The 25,436-nt window shown below is 61.3% G+C and carries 22 protein-coding genes; 14 read left to right on the top strand and 8 right to left on the bottom strand.

Annotation, left to right across the window (positions count from 1 at the left end; all coding sequences use genetic code 11):
- The first annotated feature begins 313 nt into the window (after positions 1 to 313).
- Both MJP36_RS14930 and MJP36_RS14925 read left to right on the top strand, forming a co-directional pair.
- The gene (locus MJP36_RS14930) at positions 314 to 562 is read left to right on the top strand and encodes a hypothetical protein (protein ID WP_060752558.1); all 249 of its coding nucleotides are present in this window, start codon (positions 314 to 316) and stop codon (positions 560 to 562) included.
- 91 nt (positions 563 to 653) lie between these two features.
- Positions 654 to 1,010: a thioredoxin family protein gene (locus tag MJP36_RS14925; RefSeq protein WP_244383318.1), complete on the top strand. Its 357-nt coding sequence runs from the start codon at positions 654 to 656 to the stop codon at positions 1,008 to 1,010.
- Here MJP36_RS14925 and MJP36_RS14920 read toward each other — a convergent pair.
- The 3 genes from MJP36_RS14920 to rpiB all read right to left on the bottom strand — a co-directional run bounded on the left by MJP36_RS14920 (position 967) and on the right by rpiB (position 4,430).
- The gene (locus tag MJP36_RS14920; protein WP_244383317.1) at positions 967 to 2,535 is read right to left on the bottom strand and encodes a TerC family protein; all 1,569 of its coding nucleotides are present in this window, start codon (positions 2,533 to 2,535) and stop codon (positions 967 to 969) included. The genes MJP36_RS14925 and MJP36_RS14920 overlap by 44 nt on opposite strands.
- Positions 2,536 to 2,924: 389 nt before the next feature.
- Entirely contained in the window at positions 2,925 to 3,905 is a 981-nt protein-coding gene (locus MJP36_RS14915) for a sugar-binding transcriptional regulator (RefSeq protein ID WP_060752556.1), read from the bottom strand.
- A gap of 63 nt (positions 3,906 to 3,968) precedes the next feature.
- Positions 3,969 to 4,430, bottom strand: a complete 462-nt coding sequence (gene rpiB, locus MJP36_RS14910; protein ID WP_161549789.1) for a ribose 5-phosphate isomerase B — start codon at positions 4,428 to 4,430, stop codon at positions 3,969 to 3,971.
- 283 nt (positions 4,431 to 4,713) lie between these two features.
- On the opposite strand from rpiB, the gene MJP36_RS14905 reads away from it, so the two are divergent.
- From MJP36_RS14905 to dhaL, 7 genes are all read left to right on the top strand, one after another.
- Positions 4,714 to 6,201, top strand: a complete 1,488-nt coding sequence (locus MJP36_RS14905) for a sugar ABC transporter ATP-binding protein (protein ID WP_244383316.1) — start codon at positions 4,714 to 4,716, stop codon at positions 6,199 to 6,201.
- On the top strand, positions 6,198 to 7,175 hold the full coding sequence (locus MJP36_RS14900) for an ABC transporter permease (protein WP_090370553.1): 978 nt from the start codon (positions 6,198 to 6,200) through the stop codon (positions 7,173 to 7,175). The genes MJP36_RS14905 and MJP36_RS14900 overlap by 4 nt, the downstream gene beginning before the upstream one ends.
- Before the next feature lie 34 nt (positions 7,176 to 7,209).
- Positions 7,210 to 8,217 carry a substrate-binding domain-containing protein gene (locus tag MJP36_RS14895; RefSeq protein WP_090370551.1) on the top strand — a complete coding sequence of 336 codons (1,008 nt, stop codon included), beginning with the start codon at positions 7,210 to 7,212 and terminating at the stop codon, positions 8,215 to 8,217.
- A 60-nt stretch (positions 8,218 to 8,277) separates the two neighbouring features.
- On the top strand, positions 8,278 to 9,033 hold the full coding sequence (locus MJP36_RS14890; protein ID WP_060752551.1) for an SDR family oxidoreductase: 756 nt from the start codon (positions 8,278 to 8,280) through the stop codon (positions 9,031 to 9,033).
- A gap of 25 nt (positions 9,034 to 9,058) precedes the next feature.
- Positions 9,059 to 10,174, top strand: coding sequence for an MDR/zinc-dependent alcohol dehydrogenase-like family protein (locus tag MJP36_RS14885; RefSeq protein ID WP_090370548.1), 1,116 nt, complete (start codon positions 9,059 to 9,061; stop codon positions 10,172 to 10,174).
- Between the two features lie 77 nt (positions 10,175 to 10,251).
- Positions 10,252 to 11,253, top strand: a complete 1,002-nt coding sequence (locus MJP36_RS14880; protein ID WP_244383315.1) for a dihydroxyacetone kinase subunit DhaK — start codon at positions 10,252 to 10,254, stop codon at positions 11,251 to 11,253.
- A gap of 3 nt (positions 11,254 to 11,256) precedes the next feature.
- Positions 11,257 to 11,904, top strand: a complete 648-nt coding sequence (gene dhaL / locus MJP36_RS14875; RefSeq protein WP_090370545.1) for a dihydroxyacetone kinase subunit DhaL — start codon at positions 11,257 to 11,259, stop codon at positions 11,902 to 11,904.
- Here the strand turns inward: dhaL and MJP36_RS14870 are convergent.
- On the bottom strand, positions 11,861 to 12,757 hold the full coding sequence (locus MJP36_RS14870; RefSeq protein ID WP_244383314.1) for a LysR family transcriptional regulator: 897 nt from the start codon (positions 12,755 to 12,757) through the stop codon (positions 11,861 to 11,863). The genes dhaL and MJP36_RS14870 overlap by 44 nt on opposite strands.
- 149 nt (positions 12,758 to 12,906) lie before the next feature.
- Between MJP36_RS14870 and MJP36_RS14865 the strand changes: the two genes are divergently transcribed.
- Entirely contained in the window at positions 12,907 to 14,436 is a 1,530-nt protein-coding gene (locus tag MJP36_RS14865) for an MFS transporter (RefSeq protein WP_244383313.1), read from the top strand.
- A gap of 137 nt (positions 14,437 to 14,573) precedes the next feature.
- Here MJP36_RS14865 and sohB read toward each other — a convergent pair whose 3' ends face one another.
- Positions 14,574 to 15,599, bottom strand: coding sequence for a protease SohB (gene sohB, locus MJP36_RS14860; RefSeq protein WP_060752545.1), 1,026 nt, complete (start codon positions 15,597 to 15,599; stop codon positions 14,574 to 14,576).
- Positions 15,600 to 15,803: 204 nt separating this feature from the next.
- Here sohB and MJP36_RS14855 point away from each other — a divergent pair, with 204 nt between their 5' ends.
- Positions 15,804 to 16,514, top strand: a complete 711-nt coding sequence (locus MJP36_RS14855) for a histidine phosphatase family protein (protein WP_090370542.1) — start codon at positions 15,804 to 15,806, stop codon at positions 16,512 to 16,514.
- Positions 16,515 to 16,569: 55 nt separating this feature from the next.
- Positions 16,570 to 16,884, top strand: coding sequence for an SCP2 sterol-binding domain-containing protein (locus tag MJP36_RS14850; protein WP_003215671.1), 315 nt, complete (start codon positions 16,570 to 16,572; stop codon positions 16,882 to 16,884).
- A gap of 47 nt (positions 16,885 to 16,931) precedes the next feature.
- On the opposite strand, the gene MJP36_RS14845 is transcribed toward MJP36_RS14850, so the two are convergent.
- Both MJP36_RS14845 and MJP36_RS14840 read right to left on the bottom strand, forming a co-directional pair.
- A complete protein-coding gene (locus MJP36_RS14845) occupies positions 16,932 to 19,571 on the bottom strand; it encodes an MGH1-like glycoside hydrolase domain-containing protein (RefSeq protein ID WP_244383312.1) in 2,640 nt (879 codons plus the stop codon).
- A gap of 134 nt (positions 19,572 to 19,705) precedes the next feature.
- Complete coding sequence (locus MJP36_RS14840; protein ID WP_060752542.1) at positions 19,706 to 21,115, bottom strand: OprD family outer membrane porin; 1,410 nt, start codon at positions 21,113 to 21,115, stop codon at positions 19,706 to 19,708.
- Between the two features lie 297 nt (positions 21,116 to 21,412).
- On the opposite strand from MJP36_RS14840, the gene hglS reads away from it, so the two are divergent.
- A complete protein-coding gene (gene hglS, locus MJP36_RS14835) occupies positions 21,413 to 22,789 on the top strand; it encodes a 2-oxoadipate dioxygenase/decarboxylase HglS (protein ID WP_244383311.1) in 1,377 nt (458 codons plus the stop codon).
- A gap of 136 nt (positions 22,790 to 22,925) precedes the next feature.
- On the opposite strand, the gene MJP36_RS14830 is transcribed toward hglS, so the two are convergent.
- Positions 22,926 to 23,150, bottom strand: a complete 225-nt coding sequence (locus MJP36_RS14830) for an HP1242/YdcH family protein (RefSeq protein ID WP_060752759.1) — start codon at positions 23,148 to 23,150, stop codon at positions 22,926 to 22,928.
- 175 nt (positions 23,151 to 23,325) lie between these two features.
- Between MJP36_RS14830 and tkt the strand changes: the two genes are divergently transcribed.
- Positions 23,326 to 25,380 carry a transketolase gene (gene tkt, locus MJP36_RS14825; RefSeq protein ID WP_244383310.1) on the top strand — a complete coding sequence of 685 codons (2,055 nt, stop codon included), beginning with the start codon at positions 23,326 to 23,328 and terminating at the stop codon, positions 25,378 to 25,380.
- Positions 25,381 to 25,436: the final 56 nt, after the last annotated feature.

Raw genomic sequence — 25,436 nt, 5'->3', positions numbered from 1 at the left:
GTGTATTCCGCTATACCGGAACTTGGTTTGTAACAACGGAATAGACAGCAGAAAGTGTGCCACACGCGTTAGCAGAAAAATATGATCGGGATAAATGCGTTATAAATCAGGGCGCTAATTCAAATAGCCGTAGAAGGCGTTGCGCCAGCACCCAAGGCCACCTTGCTACCCAATGCCCCACCACCCAGTGATTGCTCCAGCAAAGTGCGTCACAAGCGTGTTACCGCGCCCCCTTCGAGTGCGCCCACACCGGTGCAAAAACGCCTGCGCTGGACTAGCCTTGGCAGATTGCCGCCCCACAAGGACCTCACTGATGAAGCTCAGCCTTATTCTGGTTCTGCTCAGCTTTCTGGCCGCCGGCAGCGTTTCAGCCGCCAGCGACCGCCACGAATGCACGCAAGAACTGCAAAAACTCAAGGAAGCCTTCGACACCAACTACACCAGCCAGAACCACCACGGCTATCGCAAGGCCAAGGCCTCTCGGGACAATGAGGAATACCGCAAATGTGCGAGCCAGGCGCGCAAGGAACGCGAGCGACTGGAGCGCGACCGCGACGCGTGAGGTGCAGGTACCTGTGAAGGTTGACAGTAGACGCGGGAAATCCCTGAGCTTAGCGTTGGTCCGAAAACCATCCGTCGACAGGGACATCATCATGGGAATCGCTAAAGAGGTCATTAACAGCAATGAGGACTATCACTCGATACTGGCCGCGTACGAGACGGTGTTCCTGCTGTTTGTTTCAGCGACCTGCCCAGCGTGCGTGCGTGCCGTGCAGCTTTTCGAGCCCATCGCCAAAGCCTATGAACACAGGGTGAAGAGCCTGGTGCTTGATACGGCAACCACCCCGCGGCTTGAGCCGGTGAAGGGCACCCCGACCCTGGTCACTCATGTGGATGGCAAACTCAAGGAAGTCTTCAAAGGGTTTGGCCCCTGGGAAACCCAGGAGCAAACCATCGAAGCGATATTCAGCCGCTATGCCCAGCCAGGGGTATCAGGCGCACCTGCGTGACCCGCCGCTCCTCCACCGCCGCCACCGCCAGGCGCCAGCCTGCATGTTCCAGGCTGTCGCCCACCACCGGCAGGCGGTCGAGCAGGCTCATCACCAGGCCGGCCAGGGTCTGGTAATCCTCGGTGGCCACGGCATTGAAGCCGGTGCGCTGACTGACCTGGCTCAGGGTCAATGCGCCGTTGGCGCGGAAGCCGTTGCCTTCCTCGACGATATCCGGCCCCTCGATTTCGCTGGCATCGGGCAATTCACCGGCAATGGACTCCAGAATGTCGGTCATGCTCAACACGCCCATGAAATCGCCGAACTCGTTGATCACGAAGGCAATGTGGGTGGATTCCTGGCGCATCTGCTCCAGAGCGTTGAGAATCGAAAAACTCTCCAGCAGGTTGATCGCACGGCGCGCCAGGCGCTCAAGTTCAGGCTCATGACCGGCCAAGTACTCCTTGAGCAGCTCCTTCTTGTGCACAAAGCCCAGCGGTTCATCCACCGCACCGTGGCGGATCAACGGCAAACGCGAGTAGGACGAATGCATCAGCTTCAGGCGAATCGTCTCGGGATCGTCCGCCAGGTCGATACAGTCGACCTTGGCCCTGGGCGTCATCAACGTGCGGATCGGCCGCTCGGCCAGTTGCAGCACACCGCTGATCATCACGCGCTCGCGCCGATCAAATAACGGCCCCTGGCTGGCGTCGGGCTCGCCCAGCAAGTCAGCCACGTCGTCATCCATGCCTTCCACCGCCAGGCTGCGGCCACCCAACAAGCGCATGACCGCATGCGCAGTACGCTGGCGAACCGGCAGCGTACCTTGCGCCGACTTCTTGCGACGGGCACGGGCAATCTGGTTGAACAGTTCGATCAGGATCGAGAAACCGATCGCCGCATACAGATAGCCCTTCGGAATATGGAAGCCCAAGCCTTCGGCGGTCAGGGCAAAACCAATCATCATCAAAAAGCCCAGGCACAACATGATCACCGTCGGGTGCGCGTTGACGAAACGGGTCAGCGGCTTGCTCGCCACAATCATCAGGCCGATGGATACGATCACCGCGATCATCATCACGGCCAACTCGTCGACCATGCCCACGGCGGTAATCACCGCATCCAGGGAGAACACCGCGTCGAGCACCACGATCTGCGCCACGATCGGCCAGAACATCGCATAGGCGACATTGCCCGAGCGCTGGGCCACATGGCCCTCCAGCCGCTCGTGCAGTTCCATGGTGGCTTTGAACAACAGGAACACGCCACCAAACAGCATGATCAGGTCACGGCCGGAGAAGCTCTTGTCGAACACCTCGAACAGCGGCTGGGTGAGGGTCACCAACCAGGAAATACTTGCCAGCAGGCCCAGGCGCATCAGCAACGCCAGGGACAAACCGATCAACCGCGCACGGTCGCGCTGCTCCGGCGGCAACTTGTCGGCCAGGATCGCGATAAACACCAGGTTGTCGATACCCAGCACCAGTTCCAGCACAATCAACGTCAACAGGCCGAGCCAGGCCGTGGGGTCCGCTAACCACTCCATTTATAGAACCTCTTTAGAATTTTTCAGAATGCCGGGCACGGCAATGTGCGGTCGATGGACCGGGACAAGGTTAGCAGGCGCAATACGGTAGGGTTTCAGCTGGAACAGCGGCAATGGTGGTCTTGGGGAAAGACGACTGGGAGGCTCCGAGAGGGTGTTCATGCAGGTCCTGAAATCATAAAAGGACTTGAATCGTACAGCCTGAACACAAATTTCCTACAACGCAAAACTATTACAAAACCTGTCCTCAACGCCGCCCCGCCACCCTGTGGGAGGGGGCTTGCTCCCGATGACAGCCTGTCAGTCAACCTATCTACCGACTGATCCGCCTCCATCGGGAACCAGCCGAATCATCGCACCGCCCCACCCTCATTCCGATCTCGGCTGAGTCAGCCTTTACGGGTGGCATCATCCAGCGCCAGGATGGTGTGAGCGTTGGTAACCGTCGTTGCCAGCGTGTTGATCACCCCCGAGCGCAACGCACCCAGCGTCGCCGCCGCCTTGGTGTTTTCGCTGGCAATCGCCACCACATCCGGAATGCGGACCAGCTCCTGTACCGTCAAGCCGATCACCCGCCCTTGAATGGCGTTGACCGCCGGCTGGCCATGAATGTCGATGAAGTCATAGCCCATCATGTCCCCGACCGTACCGGACAACCGCGCCTGGGCAATCTCCTGGGGCGAGAACCAGCCCATGCGCACCATATTGCTGTTTTCGCTCATATCGCCAATGCCGATCAACGCGATGTCAGCGCGCCGGGCGCGGTCCAGCGTGGAACGCACGGTGTCGTTGTTGATCAGTACGCCCCGCAATTCCGGGTTGGCCACTAAGGCAGGGGCATACAGACTTTCGCTTTCGCCACCAAAGCGCAGCGCCAGGCGCCGGCAGATATGGTCAGGGTTCATGTATTCGCCGGCCTTGAGCGAACCACCGATAGCACACACAAATGTGCAGTTGCGCGTCACCGGCAGGAAGACGTTATCGGCCACTGCGCCGACATTGCGCCCCATGCCTACGGCGACGATCATGCCATCGCTCAACGTTTTGTTCAGGTAGTTGGCCACCAGGCTGGCGACTGCCGAGCGCTGGGTGTCGGGGTCGCTATGGTCGACCGCGATCAACGCACGATCCAACTTGAAGCGCTCCACCAACGCCCGCTCCAGTTCGTTGTTCATCGCCGGATGCTGCAAGACGCGCACCTCGACAATACCTTCATCCCGCGCACGCTTGAGCAGGCGGCTGACCTTGGCCCGCGACAGGTCGAAGCGCTTGGCGATGGCTTCCTGAGTGACGTTCTCAAGGTAATAGAGCATCGCCACTTCGGTCATCTGATCGATATCGCTGGCAATGCGCTGGGTACTGTCACTCATGGGGACGGGCTTCCGTTTCGGCGTCAAAGGCGCATTCTCCCGACTCTTGCCCCGTTTAGTCCACTACTGATGCCCATCGCGCTCAATCGCATTGATGCGCTCGACCTTGGCCCCGGAACGCGTCGCTTCGAACTCCGACTCCAGAAATGCCTTGACGATGCTTTTGGCCAACTCCGCACCGATCACTCGCGCACCGATGGACAGTATCTGCGCATCGTTGCTCTTGCGGGCACGCTCCGCCGAGTAGGTATCGTGAGCCTGGGCTGCACGAATGCCCAATACCTTGTTCGCGGAAATGGCCATGCCGATACCGGTGCCGCACACCAGCACACCCAGGCGTTGCTCACCGGCATTAATGGCGTTGGCCACGGCCAGGGCGATATCCGGATACAGCACCGGCGCGGTGGAATGAGTGCCGAAGTCGGTGACCGGATAACCCAGCGTCTCGATATGACGCTTCAACAGCTCCTTGAGCTCGAAACCCGCTTCATCGCATCCGATAGCCACCGGGAAAGGTGTGTTCATGGCGTCTGACTCCGCTGCCGTGTTTATGCTTGTGACTGATCATATGATCACTCAATGAAATTTATCTCAGTCATTTCGCTTGCATTCACCCCTTCCTGTCAAGCAAGTTCTAACTGACCCAGCAGTCAAAGCGGTCTAAAAAGGCGATATTGCCACTCATGACCAGAATCATGGCTTTTTAATGAAAGAGATTGACTGATCAAAATTTCATTTGATACACATATGATCACAGCAGAACATGACTGTGCGACCTAATAAGAATTCACAGCACGAGGACACGCCGATGGCTACGCCATTACTGCTCCAGGCTGAACACGTCGCCAAGGCTTATGCCGGGGTGCCTGCCCTGCGTGATGGGCGCCTCTCGCTGCGGGCCGGCAGCGTCCACGCCCTGTGCGGTGGCAATGGCGCAGGCAAATCGACGTTCCTGAGTATCCTGATGGGCATCACCCAACGTGACGCCGGGACCATTCTGCTCAACGGCGTACCGGTGCAGTTCAACCGCCCAGGCGAAGCCTTGGCGGCGGGGATCGCGATGATCACCCAGGAGCTGGAGCCCATCCCCTACATGACCGTCGCCGAAAATATCTGGCTGGGCCGCGAACCGCGCCGCGCCGGCTGCATCGTCGACAGCAAGACCCTCAACCGTCGCACCCGCGAGCTGCTTGAAAGCCTGGAGTTCGACGTCGACGCGACCCAGCCCATGCACCGCCTGAGCGTGGCGCAGATCCAACTGGTGGAAATCGCCAAGGCATTCAGCCATGACTGTCAGGTGATGATCATGGACGAACCCACCTCGGCCATCGGCGAGCGCGAGGCTGAAACCCTGTTCAAGGCGATCCGCCGGCTTACCGCCCGAGGTGCCGGTATCGTGTATGTGTCGCACCGCCTGAGCGAGCTGGCGCAGATCGCCGACGACTACAGCATCTTTCGCGATGGCGCCTTTGTGGAAAGCGGGCGCATGGCGGATATCGATCGCAACCACCTGGTGCGCGGCATCGTCGGCCAGGAACTGACGCGCATCGACCACAAGGTCGGCCGCGAATGCGCCGCCAGTACCTGCCTGCAAGTGGACAACCTGAGTCGCGCCGGCGAATTCCACGACATCAGCCTGCAACTGCGCCAGGGGGAAATCCTCGGTATCTATGGCCTGATGGGGTCGGGGCGCAGTGAATTCCTCAATTGCATCTATGGCCTGACCACACCGGATTCCGGCAGCGTCACCCTGCACGGCAAGCCCATGCCGATCGGCCTGCCCAAGGCCACGATCAATGCCGGCGTATCCCTGGTTACCGAAGACCGTAAAGACAGCGGCCTGGTGCTGACCGGCAGCATTCTTTCCAACATTGCCCTGTCGGCCTACAAGCGCTTGTCGAACTGGTCGTTGATCAATGCGCGCAAGGAAACCCAACTGGCCCGCGACATGGTCAAGCGCCTGCAGATCAAGACCACGTCACTGGACCTGCCGGTGGCCTCCATGAGCGGCGGCAACCAACAGAAAGTCGTGCTCGCCAAATGCCTGTCCACCGAGCCGGTGTGCCTGCTGTGCGATGAACCGACCCGCGGTATCGACGAAGGTGCCAAGCAGGAGATCTACCACCTGCTCGACCAGTTCGTGAGGGCCGGCGGCGCGGCCATCGTGGTGTCGTCGGAAGCCCCCGAGTTGCTGCACCTGAGTGATCGCATCGCCGTATTCAAAGGCGGCAGGCTGGTGACCATCAGTACTGACACCGCCCTTTCCCAGGAAGCCTTGTTGAGTCTTGCCTCATGAATGCCAAAACCCTTGCTGCTCCGATTACCGCCGCGCCGCGCAATCGCCTGCGCCTCTCCATCGACCGCTTCGGCCTGCCGCTGGTGTTTATCCTGCTGTGCGGGGTGATGGCATTTTCCAGCGAATACTTCATGACCTGGCGCAACTGGATGGACATCCTGCGCCAGACCTCCATCAACGGCATCCTGGCCGTAGGCATGACCTACGTGATCCTGACCAAGGGCATCGACCTGTCGGTGGGCTCGATCCTGGCCTTCGCCGGGCTGTGCAGCGCCATGGTTGCCACCCAGGGCTACGGCCTGCTGGCCGCCGTGAGCGCGGGGATGTTTGCCGGGGCGATGCTCGGCGTAGTGAACGGCTTCATGGTCGCCAACCTGTCGATCCCGCCCTTCGTGGCGACCTTGGGCATGCTCAGCGTGGCGCGAGGCATGACATTCATCCTCAACGACGGCAGCCCGATCACCGACCTGCCCGACGCCTACCTGGCCCTGGGCATCGGCAAGATCGGCCCGATTGGTGTGCCGATCATCATCTTTGCCGTGGTCGCGCTGATCTTCTGGATGGTGCTGCGCTACACCACCTACGGCCGTTATGTGTACGCGGTAGGCGGCAACGAAAAGAGCGCACGCACTTCCGGCATTGGCGTACGCAAAGTGATGTTTTCGGTGTACGTGGTTTCGGGCCTGCTCGCCGGGCTGGCCGGCGTGGTGCTGTCAGCCCGCACCACTTCCGCCCTGCCCCAGGCCGGAGTGTCCTATGAGCTGGACGCGATTGCCGCAGTGGTGATCGGCGGCACCAGCCTGTCGGGCGGCACCGGCAGCATTGTCGGCACGCTGTTTGGTGCGCTGTTGATCGGCGTGATCAACAACGGGTTGAACCTGCTCGGCGTGTCCTCCTATTACCAGCAGGTCGCCAAGGGCCTGATCATCGTGTTCGCAGTACTGATTGACGTGTGGCGCAAGAAAAAACCCTAGAGAACGACCCACAACAATAACCGGAGTTCTACTCATGAAACTTGGTACCACCTTGGCCGCCGTGGCGGCCCTCTCCCTGCTTGCCAGCAGTATCACCCTGGCCGCCGAAGGCAAGTCCTACAAGATCGGCGCGGCCGTCTACGGCCTCAAGGGTCAGTTCATGCAGAATTGGGTGCGCGAGCTGAAGGAACACCCGGCCGTCAAGGACGGCACCGTGCAGTTGACCATTTTCGACGGCAACTACGACGCCCTGACCCAGAACAACCAGATCGAAAACATGGTGACCCAGCACTACGACGCCATCCTGTTCGTGCCGATCGACACCAAGGCCGGCGTCGGCACCGTCAAGCAAGCCATGAGCAACGACGTAGTGGTCATCGCGTCCAATACCAAAGTCGCCGATGCCGCCGTCCCTTATGTGGGTAACGACGATGTGGAGGGGGGGCGCCTGCAGGCCCAGGCCATGGTCGACAAGCTCAACGGCAAAGGCAACGTGGTGATCATCCAGGGCCCGATTGGCCAATCGGCGCAAATCGACCGGGAAAAAGGCGAGCTGGAAGTGCTCGGTCAACACCCCGAGATCAAGATCATCGAGAAAAAAACCGCCAACTGGGACCGCGCCCAGGCCCTCGCACTGACCGAAGACTGGTTGAACGCCCACCCCAAAGGCATCAACGGTGTGATCGCGCAGAACGATGACATGGCCCTGGGCGCCGTGCAGGCGCTGAAGTCCCACGGCTTGACCGCCAAGGACGTGCCAGTGACCTCGATCGACGGCATGCCCGATGCGATCCAGGCGGCGAAGAAAGGCGAAGTCACCACCTTCCTCCAGGACGCCCAGGCCCAGTCCCAAGGTGCGCTGGATGTGGCGCTGCGCGCCTTGGCCGGCAAGGACTACAAACCCCAGTCAGTGATCTGGGAGCGTTATGCCAAAGAGCTGAAATGGGCTGAGGGCACGGCCAAGAACTACATCCTGCCGTGGGTGCCGGTGACCGACGCCAACGCCGACGCCCTGTACAAACAAGTCAGCGGCGGCAAATAGCTATTGGCCTGAAACACCGCCCACATTGGATCTTCACAGCGCTCACAAGAGGAGCCATGCATGTCTGGATTCTGGAACCAAGCCTTCGACCTCAGCGGCCGTTGCGCCGTGATCACCGGCGGTGCCGCCGGGATCGGCCTGGCCTGCGCCACCCTGCTGGCCGAACGCGGCGCCCGCGTGGCGCTGCTGGACCGTGACCCGGCGGTCGTGGATGTCGCGGCAAGCCTGGGTGCCGAACATCTGGGTATCGCCGTCGACCTCAGCCGGATCAGCCAGGTGCAACACACCATCGACCAGGTGTTCGACCACTTCCAACGCCTGGACTACTTGATCAACAGCGCCGGCATCGCGCTGCTGGACAAAGCCATCGACGTCAGCGAAAGCGCCTGGGACAGCACCCTGGACATCAACCTGAAAGCCAGTTTTTTCGTGGCCCAGGCCTGCGCCAGGCACATGCTGGCCCAAGGCGCCGGGCGTATCGTCAACCTCGCCTCCCAGGCTGCCGTGATCGGCCTCGACCGCCACGTTGCCTATTGCGCCAGCAAGGCCGCGATCGTCGGCATGACCAAGGTATTGGCCATGGAATGGGCGCCGCAGATCAACGTCAACGCCATCTCCCCGACCATCGTCGAGACTGCCCTGGGCAAGAAAGCCTGGGCCGGTGAAGTGGGTGAGCGGGCCAAACTGCAGATCCCGGCGGGCCGTTTTGCCCAGCCCGAAGAAATCGCCGGGCTGGCGCTGTACCTGCTCAGCGATGCCGCACAGATGATTACCGGCGCCAACATGGTGATCGACGGCGGCTACAGCATTCAGTAATTCTTTTTTGTCGTGAGGTTCTGTCATGTCCACCGCTACCGAACGCACACCTGATCAACTGCACCCGGTCATCCCGAAAACCATGCAGGCCGTGGTCTGCCACGGCCCGGAAGACTATCGCCTGGAAACCGTCGACGTCCCGACGCCTGGCCCCGATGAAATCCTCACCAAAGTCGAGCTGTGCGGTATCTGCATGGGCGACATCAAGACCTATCGCGGCGCGCCGTCGTTCTGGGGCGATGCCGAACAACCGCGCTACGTGAAACCGCCGATGATTCCCGGGCATGAGTTTGTCTGCCGTGTAGTCGCCCTCGGCCCGGGCGCGCAAAAGCGGGGTGTACAGGTCGGCGACCGGGTGATCTCCGAGCAGATCGTGCCCTGCTGGGGCTGCCGCTTCTGCAACCACGGCCAGTACTGGATGTGCCAGAAGCATGACCTCTACGGTTTCCAGAACAATGTCCAGGGTGCGATGGCCCAGTACATGATCTTCACCAAGGAGGGCATCATCCACAAAGTGCCGGAATCCATCGCCCCCGATGAAGCGATCCTGATCGAGCCGCTGGCCTGTTCGCTGCACGCCGCCGAGCGCGCCAATGTCGACCACGATGACGTTGTGGTGGTCGCCGGCGCCGGCACGCTGGGCCTGGGCATCATCGGCGCCGTGCGCCTGCGCAATCCGAAAAGACTCATCGTGCTGGACATGAAGCCCGAGCGCGCCGCCCTCGCCCTGCGCCTGGGCGCCGACGAAGTCTGGAACCCGGCCGAAGTCGACGTCATGGGCAAAATCCGCGAGATCACCGATGGCTACGGCTGCGATATTTACATCGAGGCCACCGGGCACCACAAGGCGGTCAACCAGGGCCTGGCAATGCTGCGCAAACTGGGGCGCTTCGTCGAGTTCAGCGTGTTCAACGACGAAGCCACGGTCGACTGGTCGATCATCGGCGACCGCAAGGAACTCGATATCCTCGGCTCCCACCTGGGGCCTTACATGTACCCGCGCGCCATCGACTTTATTGGTAACCGCAAGATCGACATGCGCGATGTGGTGACCCATACGTTCGCACTCGCGGATTTCAAGGAGGCGTTTGCGGTGATGGAGCGTGGAGACAAGTCGCTCAAGGTTGTGCTCAAACCTTAGGCGCACCACCTGGGAGCAAGCCGCCCCCACACTGGATTGTTGTCGTCCACCAGAACAAGAACACAGGAACCCGCGTTATGAATCGAGTCATCAACGATCCGGACCAAGTGGTCGAGGACATGCTGCGCGGCATCCTGGTCGCGCACCCCGAGTTGCGCCAGTACGAGACCAACCCTCGGGTCATCACCAAAGCCAGGCCCTCCGGCCAGGGCCGCGTAGGCATTGTCACCGGCGGCGGCTCAGGCCATGAACCGGCGTTTCTCGGCTATGTCGGGCCGGGCCTGGTGGACGCGGTAGCCGTCGGCGAAATTTTTTCGTCACCCACCGCCAAAAGCTTTTTCGATGCCTTCCGCGCCGCCGACCATGGCGCGGGCGTGGCCTGCCTGTACGGCAACTATGCCGGCGACAATATGAACGTGAAGCTGGCGATGAAAATGGCGGCCAGCAAAAACATGCGCATCCGCACGGTGGTCGCCAACGATGACGTGGCCTCCGCGCCGAAGGCCGATATCGCCAAGCGCCGAGGTGTGGCTGGGGAAATCTTCATGTGGAAGGTCGGCGGTGCCGCTGCAGCCCAGCATTACGACCTGGACGGGGTCATACGGGTTGCGCAAAAAACCGTCGATCATTGCCGCTCGATCGGTATTGGCCTCACCCCCTGCACGATTGCCGCCGTCGGCAAGCCGAACTTCCAGATCCCCGATGGCCAGATGGAATTGGGCATCGGCCATCATGGCGAGCCGGGCATCGAAGTGGTCGCCATCGAACCGGCAGCCGCGATGGCTGAACGCATGCTCGCGCCAATCCTCGCCGACCGCGATTTCAGCCAGGACGACAGCGTGGTGGTATTGGTTTCAGGCCTGGGGGCCACGCCGCTGATGGAACTGTATGTGTTCTACGCCGAAGTGGAGCGTCAGCTCAGCGCCAAGGGCTTGAAGATTCACCGTTGCTACGTCGGAAACTACTTCACCTCCCTGGAGATGATGGGCGTGACCTTGACCCTGCTCGGCCTGGACGCAGAGCTGAAAACCCTGATCGATCATCCCTGCCGTTCCATCGGCATGACCCAGGCGGAGTGAACCATGAGCCAGCATTTTTCCACCCACGACGGCAGCGCCATCGTTGCCGACCTGGTCAGCGTGATCGTCGCCAACCGTGAATACTTGAGCGAAGTGGACGGCGCCATCGGCGATGGCGACCACGGCATCAACATGGCCAAAGGGTTCGCCCATTGCGGGCGCACAATCGAAGGCCGCCAACTGACGCTGGCCGAAGCCCTGGATGAACTGACCCTGAGCCTGATGGAAGGCATCGGCGGCTCCATGGGCCCGTTGTACGGCAGCCTGTTTATCGGCATGGCCGACGAGGTACGCAGCTGTGATGACATCGACGCCGCCACCTTCGCCCACTTGCTGCGCGGCGGCTTGACCTCGCTGCAGGACATTACCGAAGCCGGCGTGGGCGACAAGTGCTTGATGGATACGCTGATCCCGGCGGTCGAAGCCTTTGAGGGCGCGCATGCCGGCGGCGCGTCCTTCCATGATGCGTTGGAGGCGATGAAAAGCGCTGCGTCACGCGGCCGCGATTCGACCAAGGACCTGGTGGCGAAAATCGGCCGCGCCAGTCGCCTGGGCGAGCGTTCCCTGGGGGTGCTGGACGCGGGCGCGGTGTCGTGCTGCCTGATCCTCACGCGCCTGGCCGACTCGGTACAACCGCGACTGATTGCTTGATGTGCTCCAGGTAGCGCACCACCGCCGGCGCTTGCTCAAAGCGCCGGTGAATCAACGACAACCATGACGAGGCTTCGCATCCCTGAATCGTGCGGTACACCACGCCCGGCAAACTCACATGCCCCACCATGGACGCCGGCACCACCGCCACGCCCTGCCCCAATGACACCAGCGCCACCACCGCGACCAAACCTCCCGGTTGCGGCCCCAGGCGCGGCGCATAGCCACCTTGTGCGGCCACGTGCAGGGTGCCGCTGATCTGTTCCGGCAGGATAAACGTCTCATTCTGCAAGTGTTCGCAGCCGATGGCTTTGAGCCCGAGCAGCCAGGAATCCTGCGGCAGCGCGAGCACGAAGCCCTCACTGTCCAGGCGTACCGCCTCCACGCCATCGGGCAAGGTCATGGGTGAGCGGATGTAGCCGATGTCATACCGCCCATCCGCCACCGCATTGGCCAAGGTGGCCATCGCGCACTCGCGCACGTTCACGCTCACGTCGGGAAACGCCTGGCTGAACCCCTGCATTTGCCGTTGCAGCAAACCGCAGTACAGCGCCGAAGCCACATAACCCAACTCGATATGCCCGATCTCCCCACGGCCGGCGCGCTGGGCATTGCGCTGGGCGAACTCGAATTGCCGCACCGTGGCCTCGGCCTCAATCAGCAAGGCGGCGCCCGCTTCGGTGAGGCTGACCTCGCGCTGCCGGCGGATGAACAAACGTGTGCCCAGGCTGTTTTCCATGTCCTGGATCTGCCGGCTCAGGGTCGGCGGCGCGATGCCTAACTGCTCGGCCGCGCGGCTGAAGCTGCGGTGCCGGGCAACGGCCAGAAAGTAACGGAAATGGCGTAGTTCCATAGAGGTTTAGCTCAAAGGTAATGAAGTGCTTCGCAGCGGCTAACAGAGACGTTATCGGCCAAGGATAAGCTCATACCACTTCAACACTAGAGAGCCCTCGCGATGTCCGTCAATTGTCTTTTCAGGATTGCCTGCAAGGTAATTCAACCATGAACCCGGCCAGCCCACGCCTGACGCTGCTGACCGCCTCCGGTGTCTGTTCGTTGATCGTGCTGGATACCAATATCGTCGCGGTGACATTGCCAAGCATCGCCCGCGACCTGGGGGCCAATTTTGCCGATATCGAATGGGTGGTCAGCGCCTATATGCTCGCGTTCGCCGCCTTGTTACTGCCGGCCGGCAGTATTGCCGATCGCTTTGGCCGCAAGAAATCGCTGATCTGGGGGTTGAGCATTTTCATCCTGGCATCCCTGGGCTGTGGTGCTGCGCCGAACGCGTTGTTGCTCGATATCGCCCGTGCCGTCAAAGGGGTCGGCGCGGCCCTGCTGTTGACCTCGGCACTGGCCTCCATCGGCCACACCTTCCACGATGAAGTGGAGCGTGCCAAAGCCTGGGCGTTCTGGGGCGCCTGCATGGGCGTGGCGATGACCGCCGCGCCGACCCTGGGCGGCCTGATTACCCACTATCTGGGCTGGCGCTGGATCTTCTACCTCAACCTGCCCGTGGGCCTGACACTGATGAGCCTGGTACTGCGCGCGATTCCTGAATCACGCGACACCCAGTCAGCGCGCCTCGACCCATGGGGCAGCCTGGCCTTCAGCGCAAGCTTGCTGTGCCTGATCTGGGGCTTGATCGAGGCCAATCGCATTGGCTGGGACAACCCGCTGACCTACGCGCGTCTGGTCGGTGGCGCGCTGTTGCTGGGCGTGTTTGTGTGGGTCGAGCGCCTACAACAACGGCCAATGGTGGATTTGCAACTGTTGCGCCACCCGCGCTTTATCGGCGCGCTGTTGGGAATGTTTGCCTACGCCGGTTGCGCCCAGGTGATGATGACGCTGCTGCCGTTCTACCTGCAAAACGGCTTGGGCTTTTCCGCGATTGCCTCGGGGCTGGGCATGCTGCCGTTTGCTTTGACCATGCTCATCTGCCCCCGGATCGGCGCCCGCCTGGCTGGCCGCTTTGCACCCGCGACGATGATGGCCGCCGGCTTGACCCTGGTGGGCTGCGGCAACTTGCTGAGTGCCTGGGCCGTGAACGTCGGCGGCTATCTGCCCTTCGCCCTGGCGATTGCCGTCACCGGTGCCGGTGCGGGGCTGCTCAATGGCGATACACAGAAAAACATCATGGCCTGCGTGCCACGCGACCGCGCCGGAATGGCGTCGGGCATGAGCACCACCATGCGTTTCAGCGCGATCATGCTGGCCATCGGCGTGTATGGGGCGTTGTTAAGCCGCCATAGCGAGCGGTTGCTCAGTGCGAGTGTTGACGCTCAGTGGCAGGCCCAGGTGGCGTCTATTGCCTCGCGCGTCGTGGCCGGGGATATGCCGGCGGCGATGGGCTTGTTGCCGCAGTCGGCACGGGCGGCCGTGCAACCGCTGGCGCAACAGGCGTTTGTGGGTGGGTTCGGCGGGGTATTGTGGGTAGCCGGATTGTTGGGGTTGCTCGGGGCGGTGGTGGTGGGGATCTTGATGAGCAAACCCATTCCGGCAGCCACCCCATCTTCACTGCCGACCCGCTGATTCCAACACCACACAACAAATGTGGGAGGGGGCTTGCTCCCGATAGCGGTGGTTCAGTCCATACAGTTATCGACTGTCACATCGCCATCGGGAGCAAGCCCCCTCCCACAAGGGATCAGCTACAGGTCCAGCATCGATTACCAGAACCGCTGCTGGGTCAGCCGGTTCCACCAGGTCAACAACACGCGGTCAACCGAGCCGCTGGCGGCCAGGCCCACACGTTCCTGCAGGCTTTTACGCTCGGCATAATGCAGGTGGAACACTTCGGCGGTCTTGGCCTTGTTCGCCAGGTATTCGTCGCTGGTCTGCAGTTCATCGACCAGTTGTTTGTCGAGGGCGGCAACCCCCAACCACACTTCACCGGTCGCCACGTCGTCGATCGCCAGCTGTGGGCGGTAGCGCGAGACGAAGTTCTTGAACAACTGATGGGTGATGTCCAGGTCCTCCTGGAACTTCTCGCGGCCCTTCTCGGTGTTTTCGCCAAACACCGTCAAGGTGCGCTTGTACTCACCGGCGGTCAGCACTTCGAAGTCGATATCGTGCTTCTTGAGCAGGCGATTGACGTTCGGCAGTTGCGCCACCACGCCAATGGAGCCGAGGATGGCGAACGGTGCGCTGATGATCTTCTCGCCGATGCACGCCATCATGTAGCCGCCGCTGGCCGCCACTTTGTCGATGCATACGGTCAACGGCACGCCCGCCTGGCGGATACGCGCCAGTTGCGATGACGCCAGGCCATAGCTGTGCACCATGCCGCCGCCGCTTTCCAGGCGCAGCACCACTTCGTCCTTGGGCGTGGCCAGGCTCAGCAACGCGGTGATTTCATTGCGCAGGCTCTCGGTGGCAGAGGCCTTGATATCACCGTCGAAATCCAGCACGAACACCCGCGGCTTGGCCTCGGGTTTCTTCTTGCTGTTTTTCTTTTCGGTTTTGCTTTCGGCTTTGCGCAGGGCCTTGAGCTGCTCTTTGTCGAGCAGGCTCGACTCCAGGCGCTCACGCAGGCCCTTGTAGAAATCGTTGAGCTTGCTGACCTGCAATTGGCCGGCGGACTTGCGACGGCCTTTGTTGCGCAGCGCCGCGAAACTGATCAGTACCACCAGGATGGCGACCACCAGGGTGACGGTCTTTGCCAGGAAACTCGCGTATTCAGCCAGAAAATCCATGTCGCTCCTTATAAGGACAATTTAAATGGATGTGCGCCAGGCGCAGATGCCCCAGCATACCGGCGGCACCGCCTTCGGACCAGTGCTCAAACCGCCAGCAATACCGCTCTAACGCGCTTTTAAAACAAGCGTATGTTTTTTCATTGACAGCTCGCGGGCATCCTCATAACCTCGCCAGACTTTCAACGTACCGGGAAAACGGACGTGGGCAGCATCTACCTGATTCGACATGGCCAAGCCTCCTTCGGTGCAGACGACTACGACGTGCTGTCGCCCGTCGGTGTGGAGCAAGCGCAAGTGCTCGGTCGCCACCTGGCCGACCTCGGCCTGGCATTCGACCGTTGCATCGCCGGCGACCTGCGTCGCCAGCAGCACACCGCCCGCGCTACCTTCGATCAGTACACGGCTCTCGGCCTCGCGGTGCCACCGCTTGAAGTCGACAGTGCCTTCAACGAGTTCGACGCCGAGGCGATCATCCGCGCCCTGCTCCCCGACCTGCTCGGCACCGAGCCCCACGCCCTGGAGATCCTGCGCAATGCCGCGCAGAACCGCAGCGAATTCCAGCGCATTTTCGCGCTGATCATCGAGCGTTGGCTGGCCGGCACCTATGACCCGCCCGGGCTGGAAAGTTGGCTGGGGTTTGTCGAGCGCGTCCAGGGTGGCCTGCAGCGCATCCTCGAGGCGGCCGACAACACCCACAAGATCGCCGTGTTTACCTCCGGCGGCACCATCACCGCCCTGCTCCACCTGATTACCCGGATGCCTGCCGCCCAGGCCTTCGAACTGAACTGGCAAATTGTTAACACCTCGCTCAACCAGCTGAAATTCCGCGGTCGCGAGGTGGCACTGGCTTCCTTCAACAGTCATACCCACTTGCAATTGTTGAAGGCGCCGCAGCTCATCACTTTCCGATGAACTGCGGCCAACCGTGACCCCAAGGTCACTGGACTCACCCTAAAGGATCGAAACCATGACTGACGTAGCTAAAGCCGTAGAAGCAATGAAAGCCAAATTCAACCCAGCTGCCGCCGACGGCCTGGACCTGGTCTTCGGTTTCCGTATCGATGACACCCAGAACTTCTCGCTGGTGGTTAAAAACAACACCTGCGAACTGCTGGAAGGCGAAAACCCGGACGCCCAAGTGACCCTGGTCATGGACGGCGAGACCATGAAAGGCATCGTCGACGGCTCCACCGACGGCATGCAGGCGTTCATGGGCGGCAAACTGCGCACTGAAGGCGACATGATGCTGGCCATGAAGCTGAGCGAACTGTTCCCAGCCTGAGTGCACTGAAACTCCAATGGTGGGAGGGGGCTTGCTCCCTCCCACATTCAATTGCGGTTCGGCTGTAGCAACAACGCCACCAACGCACTCCATCCCGTTTGATGGGATGCGCCCAACCCCCGTCCGGTTTCCCCATGGAAATACTCATGGAACAACACCAGATCCCGGCTGGCCGGATCTGCCTCCAACTGCGCATACCCCGCCATCGAAGGCCGCAGGCCATTTTCATCGCGCAGGAATAAACGAGTCAGACGCTGGCTCAGGCTGTCGGCGACTTCCTCCAGGGAAGACAGATAACCACTCCCCGTCGGGTACTCCACCGAAAAATTATCCGCGTAGTAACGATGAAACTCGCGCAGCGACTCAATCAGCATGTAGTTCACCGGCATCCACAGCGGCCCCCGCCAGTTGGAGTTACCGCCGTAAAGGCGTGAGTCGGATTCAGCAGGCTGGTAGCGCGCACACAGGGTGTCGCCATTCATTTTCAGCGCCAACGGCTGCTCGGCAAATGCCTTGGACAGAGAGCGCACGCCAAACGCCGAAAGGAACTCATCGCCCTCCAACATGCGCCGCAGCAGGTCCTTGGTGCGCTCACCGCGCAACAGCGCCAGCAACAGGCGATTGCCCTGCCCCGGTTCGTTCCAGCGTGACACCAGCTTGGCCAGGTCTGGCCGGTGCTTCATGAACCCCAACAGACGTTCACGCAAGCCCGGCAAGCCTTCGTGCTCACGCTGCTCCAGCACCAGCACTGCAAACAGCGGCATCAGGCCGACGATGGAACGCAGGCGCACCGGTTCATTCTGGCCGTCGGGGCGGTGCAGCACGTCGTAGAAAAACCGGTCCTGCTCATCCCACAAGCCTTCGGCACTGTCGTCGACGCGATTGATCGCGCCGGCGATATACAGGAAGTGCTCGAAAAACTTCACGGCGATGTCCACGTACACCGCATTGCGCTTGGCCAGCTCCAGGCCGATGCGCATCAGGTCCAGGGCATAGGCGGCCACCCAGGCCGTGCCGTCGGCCTGATCCAACTGGTAACCCGGCGGCAGCGCCGCCGAGCGGTCGAACAACGCAATGTTGTCCAGGCCGAGGAAGCCGCCCTGGAACAGGTTGCGCCCTTCGGCGTCCTTGCGGTTGACCCACCAGGAAAAATTCAACAGCAGCTTGTGGAATATCCGCTCAAGAAAGTCCATGTCGCCCACGCCGTTGAGCGCTTTGTCCTGCTGATACACCCGCCAGCTGGCCCAGGCGTGTACCGGCGGGTTGGCGTCGTCAAAACGCCATTCATAGGCCGGCAATTGGCCGTTGGGGTGCATGAAGCGGTCTTTCACCAGCAACAGCAGCTGTTGCTTGGCATACCCTGGGTCGATCAGTGCGATCGCCACCGCCTGGAAGCCCTGGTCCCAGGAGGCGTACCACGGGTATTCCCAGGTATCGGGCATGGTCAGGATGTCGAAGTTGGACAGGTGCCGCCAATGGGTATTGCGAATATGCAGGCGCTCAGGCGGTGGCGCGGGCTGGGCCGGGTCGCCGTCGAGCCATTGGTTCACGTCAAAATAATAGAGTTGCTTGGACCACAGCAGGCCGGCCAGTGCCTGGCGTTGCACATTACGCGCATCCTCATCGGCAATGCCCTGCTGCAAGGCCGCGTAGAAATCATCCGCCTCCTGGCGACGCTGTTCGAAGAGCTTGCGCGCATTCAGCTCAGGCGCATCGGTGGGGGCAAACCGCAGGTACAGGGTCTTGCTTTCCAGGCCCGCCAGTTCAAGGACAAAGCGCGCCGCGACCTTGGTGCCGCGGTCGCGGCGAATCGCCGATTGCACCGCACCCACCACGTAATCGTTGATGCCATCCTTGAACGGCCCCAAGGCTGCCAGCCCATCCAGCTTGGGGAAGTTGGTCTCGTTTTCGCAAAACAGCCATTCGACTCCCTCCTGCCCCCACGCGCTGAGATGGCGATCGGGCAGCTCAGGGTGACGGGCCAGCACCTGCTCGCCGCTGAGGGTCAGGCTTGGCTTGGGCGCGTCGTAGGTCCAGCTCCAGTCATTGCGCGCCCAGAGCTGGGGCAGTACTTGCAAGCGCGTCGGTTGGTCCGAGCGGTTGTGCACGGTGATGCGCATGCAGATATCGTCAGGTTGATGCTTGGCGTATTCGACACTGACGTCGCAGTAGCGGTTGTCTTCGAATACCCCAGTGTCGAGCACTTCATACTCGGCGGCGTCCAGACCGCGCCGGGCGTTTTCGTTGAGCAAATCTTCATAGGGAAAGGCGGCATGCGGGTATTTGTAGAGCATGCGCATGTAGGCATGGCTGGGCACGCCGTCGACGAAGAAATACAGCTCCTTGACGTCTTCACCGTGGTTGCCCTCGGCATTGTTCAGGCCGAACAGGCGCTCCTTGATGATCGCGTCGCGCTCGTTCCACAGGGCCAGGCCCAGGCACCAGCGTTGCGCCTTGTCACTGAAACCGGCCAGGCCGTCTTCACCCCAGCGATAGGCCCGGCTGCGGGCGTGCTCGTGGGGAAAGTAGGCCCAGGCGTCGCCGTCGGCGCTGTAGTCTTCGCGCACGGTGCCCCATTGGCGTTCACTCAGATAAGGCCCCCATTCGCGCCAGCGCTCGGCGTCTTGAGCCGCCAGGCGCCGGCCTTCCAGGGTTTCAAGGATGTGGGTTGCGGGCTTGGCCGTCATCGAGTCCTCCATCACTGACACAGTGAGGGGCAGTGTAGAGCCCAGCCGTGCCCGGATGCACATGAAGTCTCATTTTATGAGCGCCAAAAAAAACGGCCGCTGATTCAGCGGCCGCTTGTTATCCCAGCGCGTTCTTAGAAGATCGCGTAGGTATAGTTGAAGATCAGGCGCGTCTGGTCCTGATCCGGCGTGCCGGTGTTGTGGCCGTGGTAAGTACCGGTGCGCAGCGTGGTACCGAAGCCCTTGAGCGGCCCTTCCTGCACGACGTAGTCGAGACGGAAGTCGGTTTCGTTTTCTTTCTGGTCGGAACCGCCGGCCACTTTGGACTTGATGCCGGTACCGTCCAGGTAGGCCACGGATGCTCTCAGGCCAGGTACGAAAGCCTTGAAGTCATAAGAGTACTGACCGAAGTTGACCTGCTCACCGGCACGGGAGAACTGGCCGACCACGGCGTCGGTGAACAGATAGAAGTCGCTGCCGCCCGCACCTTGCGGGTTAGGGTCGGCAAGGCTGCCCTGGTTGACCCAGACGAAGCCACCGTCATCGCTCACACCGATATGGCCAAGCATCAGGCTGCTGCCGCCCAACTGGTAGGTGAACGCGGCGCTGTAGGTTTTGTTGTCCACTTCGCCGGCGTGCTTGGCGTAGCCGCCGTTGTTGTTGAACGCATAGCCGGACTCGCCGTTTTTACCGTCGCTGCTGCTGTCGAAGTAGCGCAGGTCCGTCTTGAACGATTGATCGTTGCCCAGCGGCAACACGTGGACCAGGCCGAAATAGTTCTGTTTGTAGAAGTTTTCCAGGTTGGCGTAGTAGTACTGCAACGTCAGGTTTTTAGCGATGGCGTTGTCGGAGGAGCCAAACGGCTTGTAATCAAACCCGCCGAATTTGAAGCTGTCGCTATCACGGGTACCACCGGCCACGCTCAGCCCGGTGGAGTTGCTCGACGCACGGCCTTCGGCCTTGTTCAACTCACCGGCGGTGATACTCACGTTCGGGATGTCGTTGGAAGTGAGGATGCCGCCATCAAAGGTCTGCGGCGCCACGCGGCTGTCGTTCGAGACCAGGATCGGCAACACCGGCGCCAGGCCGCCACCCACATGCAGCTCGGTCTGGGAAATGCGGAACTTCACATTGCCGGCGGCACGGCTGAAGGAGTCGGCCGGTTCGGTACCGTTGTTCTTGGTCGGGAAGAAGCTGTTGCCGTTACCCGCCAGGCCCGGGCCTGCGGTGTGACCATCGCCACCGTCCAGGCGCAACGCACCAAAGGCCATCACGTCGAAACCGACGCCGAGGGTGCCTTGGGTGTAGCCGGACTTATAGTCAAAACGCAGCGCGGTCGCGGTTTCGCGCAGATCGTTGTTGGTCCCCGAGCGGTTATCGGCGCTGTAGTACATGGTCCGCGAACTGACGGACGCATGGCTGTCTTCAAGAAAACCGCTGTGACCGTTGCCCGTACCCAGAGAACCCAGCCCAAAACCATCGGCGCTCGCTTGCTGTGCCAGCACGGCGGCGGTGACGGCTAACGCCAGTGTAGAAATTTTCATTAATGACGGCCCCTAAATCTATTTTTATGTGTGCGGTGTTTAGAACAGCTTTCATCCCTACAAACGTGACGATTGTTTCATGACGCCCTGGGCGCACCTCGTGAAGATTTTGTTAGGAAAGTCGGGGAAAAATGAAATTTCGCAGGGGATGGTTTTTGTCATATTTGCGTCATGTCATTCATTCACAGAATGAAGTCCTGAAGATTCTTCGTTTGCACGCCGGCACCCAGCCCAACAAAATCCAGGCACAAGCCGCGTCATTGCATGCCCCTATCTCTAGTGTTCAGGAATTTTTTTATGCCCAGCGCCGCGCATGTCAGCCCCGACGAGATCCGCAAAGGTTTTTCCAAGGCCATGTCGGACATGTACCGAGATGAAGTTCCGCTGTACGGCGCGTTGATGGCGCTGGTGGCCGAGACCAACAGCCGGGTGTTGAAGGCTGATCCGGGCTTGGCCCGGCAGTTGCGCCGCACCGCAGAGATCGAGCGCCTCGACATGGAACGCCACGGTGCCATCCGCCTGGGCACCGCCGAGGAATTGGCAACCATCAGCCGCCTGTTTGCGGTGATGGGCATGCAACCGGTGGGCTACTACGACCTGACGCCCGCCGGGGTGCCGGTGCATTCCACGGCCTTTCGCGCCGTGCATGAACATTCGCTGCAGGTCAGCCCGTTTCGCGTGTTCACCTCGCTGCTACGCCTGGAACTGATCGAAAACCCCGAGCTGCGCGCCTTCGCCAAACAGGCCCTGGCCAAACGTGCGATCTTCACCCCGGGCGCACTGGCGCTGATTGCACAATCAGAACGGGACGGCGGCCTCAACGCCCAGGACGCTGATGAATTCATCCGCCAGGCCCTGGAAACCTTTCGCTGGCACCACACCGCCACCGTCACCGCTGCGCAATACCAGCAATTGAGCGACCAGCATCGCCTGATCGCCGATGTCGTGGCGTTCAAGGGCCCGCACATCAACCACCTGACACCGCGCACCCTGGATATCGACCAAGTGCAGGCCGCCATGCCTGGCAAAGGCATCACCCCCAAGGCGGTGATCGAAGGCCCACCCCGCCGTCGCTGCCCGATCCTGCTGCGCCAGACCAGCTTCAAGGCCCTCGACGAACCCATCGCCTTCACCGATGCCCAGGGCAGCCACAGCGCACGCTTCGGCGAAATCGAACAACGCGGCGTCGCCCTGACACCCAAAGGCCGCGCCCTGTACGACCAACTGCTGAACGCCGCCCGCGATGCGCTGGGCGCCTTCCCCAATGAAAGCAACGCTGCGCGTTATGTGGCGTTGATGGAACAACACTTCCAAGCCTTCCCCGATGATCATGCACAGATGCGTGAACAGGGCCTGGCGTACTTTCGCTACTTCGCCACCGAACAAGGCTTGGCGGCACGCGGTCACGCCGATCAACCACAGACCCTGGCGGCATTGATCGCAGCCGGCCATGTGGCGGTAGAGCCGTTGGTCTATGAGGATTTCCTGCCGGTGAGTGCGGCGGGGATTTTCCAGTCGAACCTGGGGGATGCGGCGCAAAGTCACTACGCAGCCAACGCCAACCAGGCGCAGTTCGAACAGGCGCTGGGGCGTCAGACGATTGATGAATTGCAGCTGTATGGCGAGACGCAGCAGCGCTCCATCGACGAATGCCTGAAAACCCTGCTGAAATGAAATGAAGTGCCCGCCCGGCTCAGCTGCGCATTCCATGCGCTGCAAAAATCCCCAGAGCCGGGTGGACGGGGGGCATCATAGGCAGTAAGACGCCGTCTGTCGCCCAGACAATTCTGAACAAATATTGCCTTCGTTCCTACAACATCCGTTGCACAATTTCGTCTTTGATCAACAGCCGCTTTTTCTTCAGTACCTCCACCTGTTCATCGCTGGCGCTGGCCGATTCCGCTTTCAGTACCGCGTCGTCGGCGTCCTTGTACTGGTCGAACAGCGCGTCCAGGCGCTTATCACTCGCCCTACGTTGGTGAACCTCTTCCTTGCTTTTACCCAAGTCCTGAATCAGGTCGTGTTTCACTGGCATGGCGTACCTCTGCACGTTGATCAATGGCCTACGCTCTTGAAACTAGCCCATTGCGCAGGGTCTTGTCATGTCCGGGATCAATAGGGCTCCGTTCGTCGCAAGGCGCACGATGGGATCAAACCTTTTGCCCAGCCCTGCCCTCCACTCTAGATCGCCACCCGAGGGAGACCGGTTCATGAATCATGCTGCCACCGCTGTCGACACCCAATGCATCAATACGATTCGCACCCTGGCCATGGACGCCGTGCAGAAGGCCAATTCCGGCCACCCCGGCACGCCGATGGGCCTGGCGCCGGTGGGGTATACGTTGTGGAGTCGCTTCCTGCGTTATCACCCGCAGCAACCCGACTGGCCCAACCGTGATCGGTTTGTGTTGTCGGTGGGGCATGCGTCGATGCTGCTGTATTCGCTGCTGCACCTGGCCGGCGTGGTCGAGATCGATGCCCATGGCAAACGATCCGGAGCGCCCGCGATCAGCCTCGACGACATCAAGCAGTTCCGGCAGATGGGCTCCAAAACCCCAGGCCACCCCGAATACCGCATGACTACCGGCGTGGAAACCACCACCGGCCCGCTCGGCCAGGGCTGTGCCAACAGCGTCGGCATGGCCATGGCCGAGCGTTGGCTGGCCAAGCGCTTCAACCGCGACGGCAAGGTGCTGTTCGACTACAACGTCTACACCCTGTGCGGTGACGGCGACATGATGGAGGGTATCAGCGGCGAAGCGGCATCGTTGGCCGGGCACCTGCAGCTGGATAACCTGTGCTGGATCTACGACAACAACACCATCAGCATCGAGGGCCACACGGAGCTGGCGTTCAGCGAAGATGTGATCCAGCGCTTCCAGGCCTATGGCTGGCACACCCTGCACGTCACCGATGCCAATGATCTGCAGGCCCTGAGTGCTGCGCTGGCAACCTTCCAGGCCAACACCGGCGCCCCGACCCTGATCGTGGTCGACAGCGTGATCGGCTATGGCTCGCCCCACAAACACAACACAGCCGCCGCCCATGGCGAGCCGCTGGGTGAAGAAGAAATCCGCCTGACCAAGGCCGCCTATGGCTGGCCACAGGACTCCAGCTTCCTGGTGCCCGATGCGGCGCGTACGGCGTTGCGCGATGCGTTGCTCGAACGCGCCGAGCCCTTGTTCAGCCAATGGAACCAGACCCTGTCCCAGCTCGACGCGCCATTGGCCGACGAACTCCAGCGCATGCGCGCCGGGGAAATGCCGGCACAGTGGCAAGCCGACCTGCCGGACTTTGCGGCGGATGCCAAGGGCGTCGCCAGCCGTGCCTCGGGCGGCGAGGTGCTGAACGCCTTCGCCCAGCATATCCCTTGGCTGATCGGCGGGTCGGCGGATCTGTCGCCCTCGACCAAGACCAACCTCACCTTTGACGGTGCCGGGCGTTTCAGCGCCGACGACTACAGCGGGCGTAACCTGCACTTCGGGATTCGTGAACATGCCATGGGCGCCATCGCCAACGGCATGGCCTTGTCCTACCTGCGGCCCTACACCTCGACGTTCCTGGTGTTCAGCGACTACATGAAACCGCCGATCCGCCTGGCGGCGATCATGGAGTTGCCGGTGGTGTTCGTGTTTACCCACGACTCGATCGGCGTGGGTGAGGACGGGCCAACGCACCAACCCATCGAGCACCTCACGCAGCTGCGGGCCACACCGGGGTTGCTGACCCTGCGCCCCGGCGATGCCAATGAAACCCTGGAATTGTGGAAGGTGGCCCTGGCGCAAACCCACCGGCCCAGCTGCCTGGTGCTGTCGCGCCAGGCGTTGCCGACCCTGGACCGTACGCAGTATGCGAGCGCCTCGGGGGCGGCCAGGGGCGCCTATGTGCTGGCGGGTGCCGAGCGCCCTGAAGTGTTGCTGTTGGCGACCGGCAGTGAAGTCAGCCTGGCCGTGGCGGCCTATGAACAGTTGACCGCCGAAGGGATTGCCGCGCAGGTGGTTTCAATGCCCTGTTGGGAGCTGTTTGAAGAGCAGGAAAGCAGCTATCGCGACAGTGTGTTGCCGCCCGCAGTGAAGGCTCGGGTAGCGATAGAACAGGCCGGCCCCCTGGGTTGGGACCGTTATGTCGGGCAGACCGGGGCCAAAGTGGTGATGAACAGCTTCGGGGCTTCGGCGCCGCTGGCCAAGTTGCAGGAGAAGTTCGGGTTTACGGTTGAGAATGTGGTGGAGCTGGCCAGGCAGCAGATCCAACGGGCTCAACACTGAATGCGTTGATTCGCACTTGCTCTCGATGGCGGGGTTCAGTCGACACATGAAGTGAC

Origin of the sequence: Pseudomonas palleroniana, from assembly GCF_022836895.1 — a bacterium.
GTDB lineage: Bacteria > Pseudomonadota > Gammaproteobacteria > Pseudomonadales > Pseudomonadaceae > Aquipseudomonas > Aquipseudomonas palleroniana.
This window is presented reverse-complemented; position numbering and strand designations above follow the sequence as displayed.

What these genes read in the sequence shown, in the direction of transcription:
- MJP36_RS14930 (WP_060752558.1), top strand. Translation starts at nt 314, where the DNA reads ATGAAGCTCAGCCTTATTCTGGTTCTGCTCAGCTTTCTGGCCGCCGGC.
- MJP36_RS14925 (WP_244383318.1), top strand. Translation starts at nt 654, where the DNA reads ATGGGAATCGCTAAAGAGGTCATTAACAGCAATGAGGACTATCACTCG.
- MJP36_RS14920 (WP_244383317.1), bottom strand. Translation starts at nt 2,535, where the DNA reads ATGGAGTGGTTAGCGGACCCCACGGCCTGGCTCGGCCTGTTGACGTTG.
- MJP36_RS14915 (WP_060752556.1), bottom strand. Translation starts at nt 3,905, where the DNA reads ATGAGTGACAGTACCCAGCGCATTGCCAGCGATATCGATCAGATGACC.
- rpiB (WP_161549789.1), bottom strand. Translation starts at nt 4,430, where the DNA reads ATGAACACACCTTTCCCGGTGGCTATCGGATGCGATGAAGCGGGTTTC.
- MJP36_RS14905 (WP_244383316.1), top strand. Translation starts at nt 4,714, where the DNA reads ATGGCTACGCCATTACTGCTCCAGGCTGAACACGTCGCCAAGGCTTAT.
- MJP36_RS14900 (WP_090370553.1), top strand. Translation starts at nt 6,198, where the DNA reads ATGAATGCCAAAACCCTTGCTGCTCCGATTACCGCCGCGCCGCGCAAT.
- MJP36_RS14895 (WP_090370551.1), top strand. Translation starts at nt 7,210, where the DNA reads ATGAAACTTGGTACCACCTTGGCCGCCGTGGCGGCCCTCTCCCTGCTT.
- MJP36_RS14890 (WP_060752551.1), top strand. Translation starts at nt 8,278, where the DNA reads ATGTCTGGATTCTGGAACCAAGCCTTCGACCTCAGCGGCCGTTGCGCC.
- MJP36_RS14885 (WP_090370548.1), top strand. Translation starts at nt 9,059, where the DNA reads ATGTCCACCGCTACCGAACGCACACCTGATCAACTGCACCCGGTCATC.
- MJP36_RS14880 (WP_244383315.1), top strand. Translation starts at nt 10,252, where the DNA reads ATGAATCGAGTCATCAACGATCCGGACCAAGTGGTCGAGGACATGCTG.
- dhaL (WP_090370545.1), top strand. Translation starts at nt 11,257, where the DNA reads ATGAGCCAGCATTTTTCCACCCACGACGGCAGCGCCATCGTTGCCGAC.
- MJP36_RS14870 (WP_244383314.1), bottom strand. Translation starts at nt 12,757, where the DNA reads ATGGAACTACGCCATTTCCGTTACTTTCTGGCCGTTGCCCGGCACCGC.
- MJP36_RS14865 (WP_244383313.1), top strand. Translation starts at nt 12,907, where the DNA reads ATGAACCCGGCCAGCCCACGCCTGACGCTGCTGACCGCCTCCGGTGTC.
- sohB (WP_060752545.1), bottom strand. Translation starts at nt 15,599, where the DNA reads ATGGATTTTCTGGCTGAATACGCGAGTTTCCTGGCAAAGACCGTCACC.
- MJP36_RS14850 (WP_003215671.1), top strand. Translation starts at nt 16,570, where the DNA reads ATGACTGACGTAGCTAAAGCCGTAGAAGCAATGAAAGCCAAATTCAAC.
- MJP36_RS14845 (WP_244383312.1), bottom strand. Translation starts at nt 19,571, where the DNA reads ATGACGGCCAAGCCCGCAACCCACATCCTTGAAACCCTGGAAGGCCGG.
- MJP36_RS14840 (WP_060752542.1), bottom strand. Translation starts at nt 21,115, where the DNA reads ATGAAAATTTCTACACTGGCGTTAGCCGTCACCGCCGCCGTGCTGGCA.
- hglS (WP_244383311.1), top strand. Translation starts at nt 21,413, where the DNA reads ATGCCCAGCGCCGCGCATGTCAGCCCCGACGAGATCCGCAAAGGTTTT.
- MJP36_RS14830 (WP_060752759.1), bottom strand. Translation starts at nt 23,150, where the DNA reads ATGCCAGTGAAACACGACCTGATTCAGGACTTGGGTAAAAGCAAGGAA.
- tkt (WP_244383310.1), top strand. Translation starts at nt 23,326, where the DNA reads ATGAATCATGCTGCCACCGCTGTCGACACCCAATGCATCAATACGATT.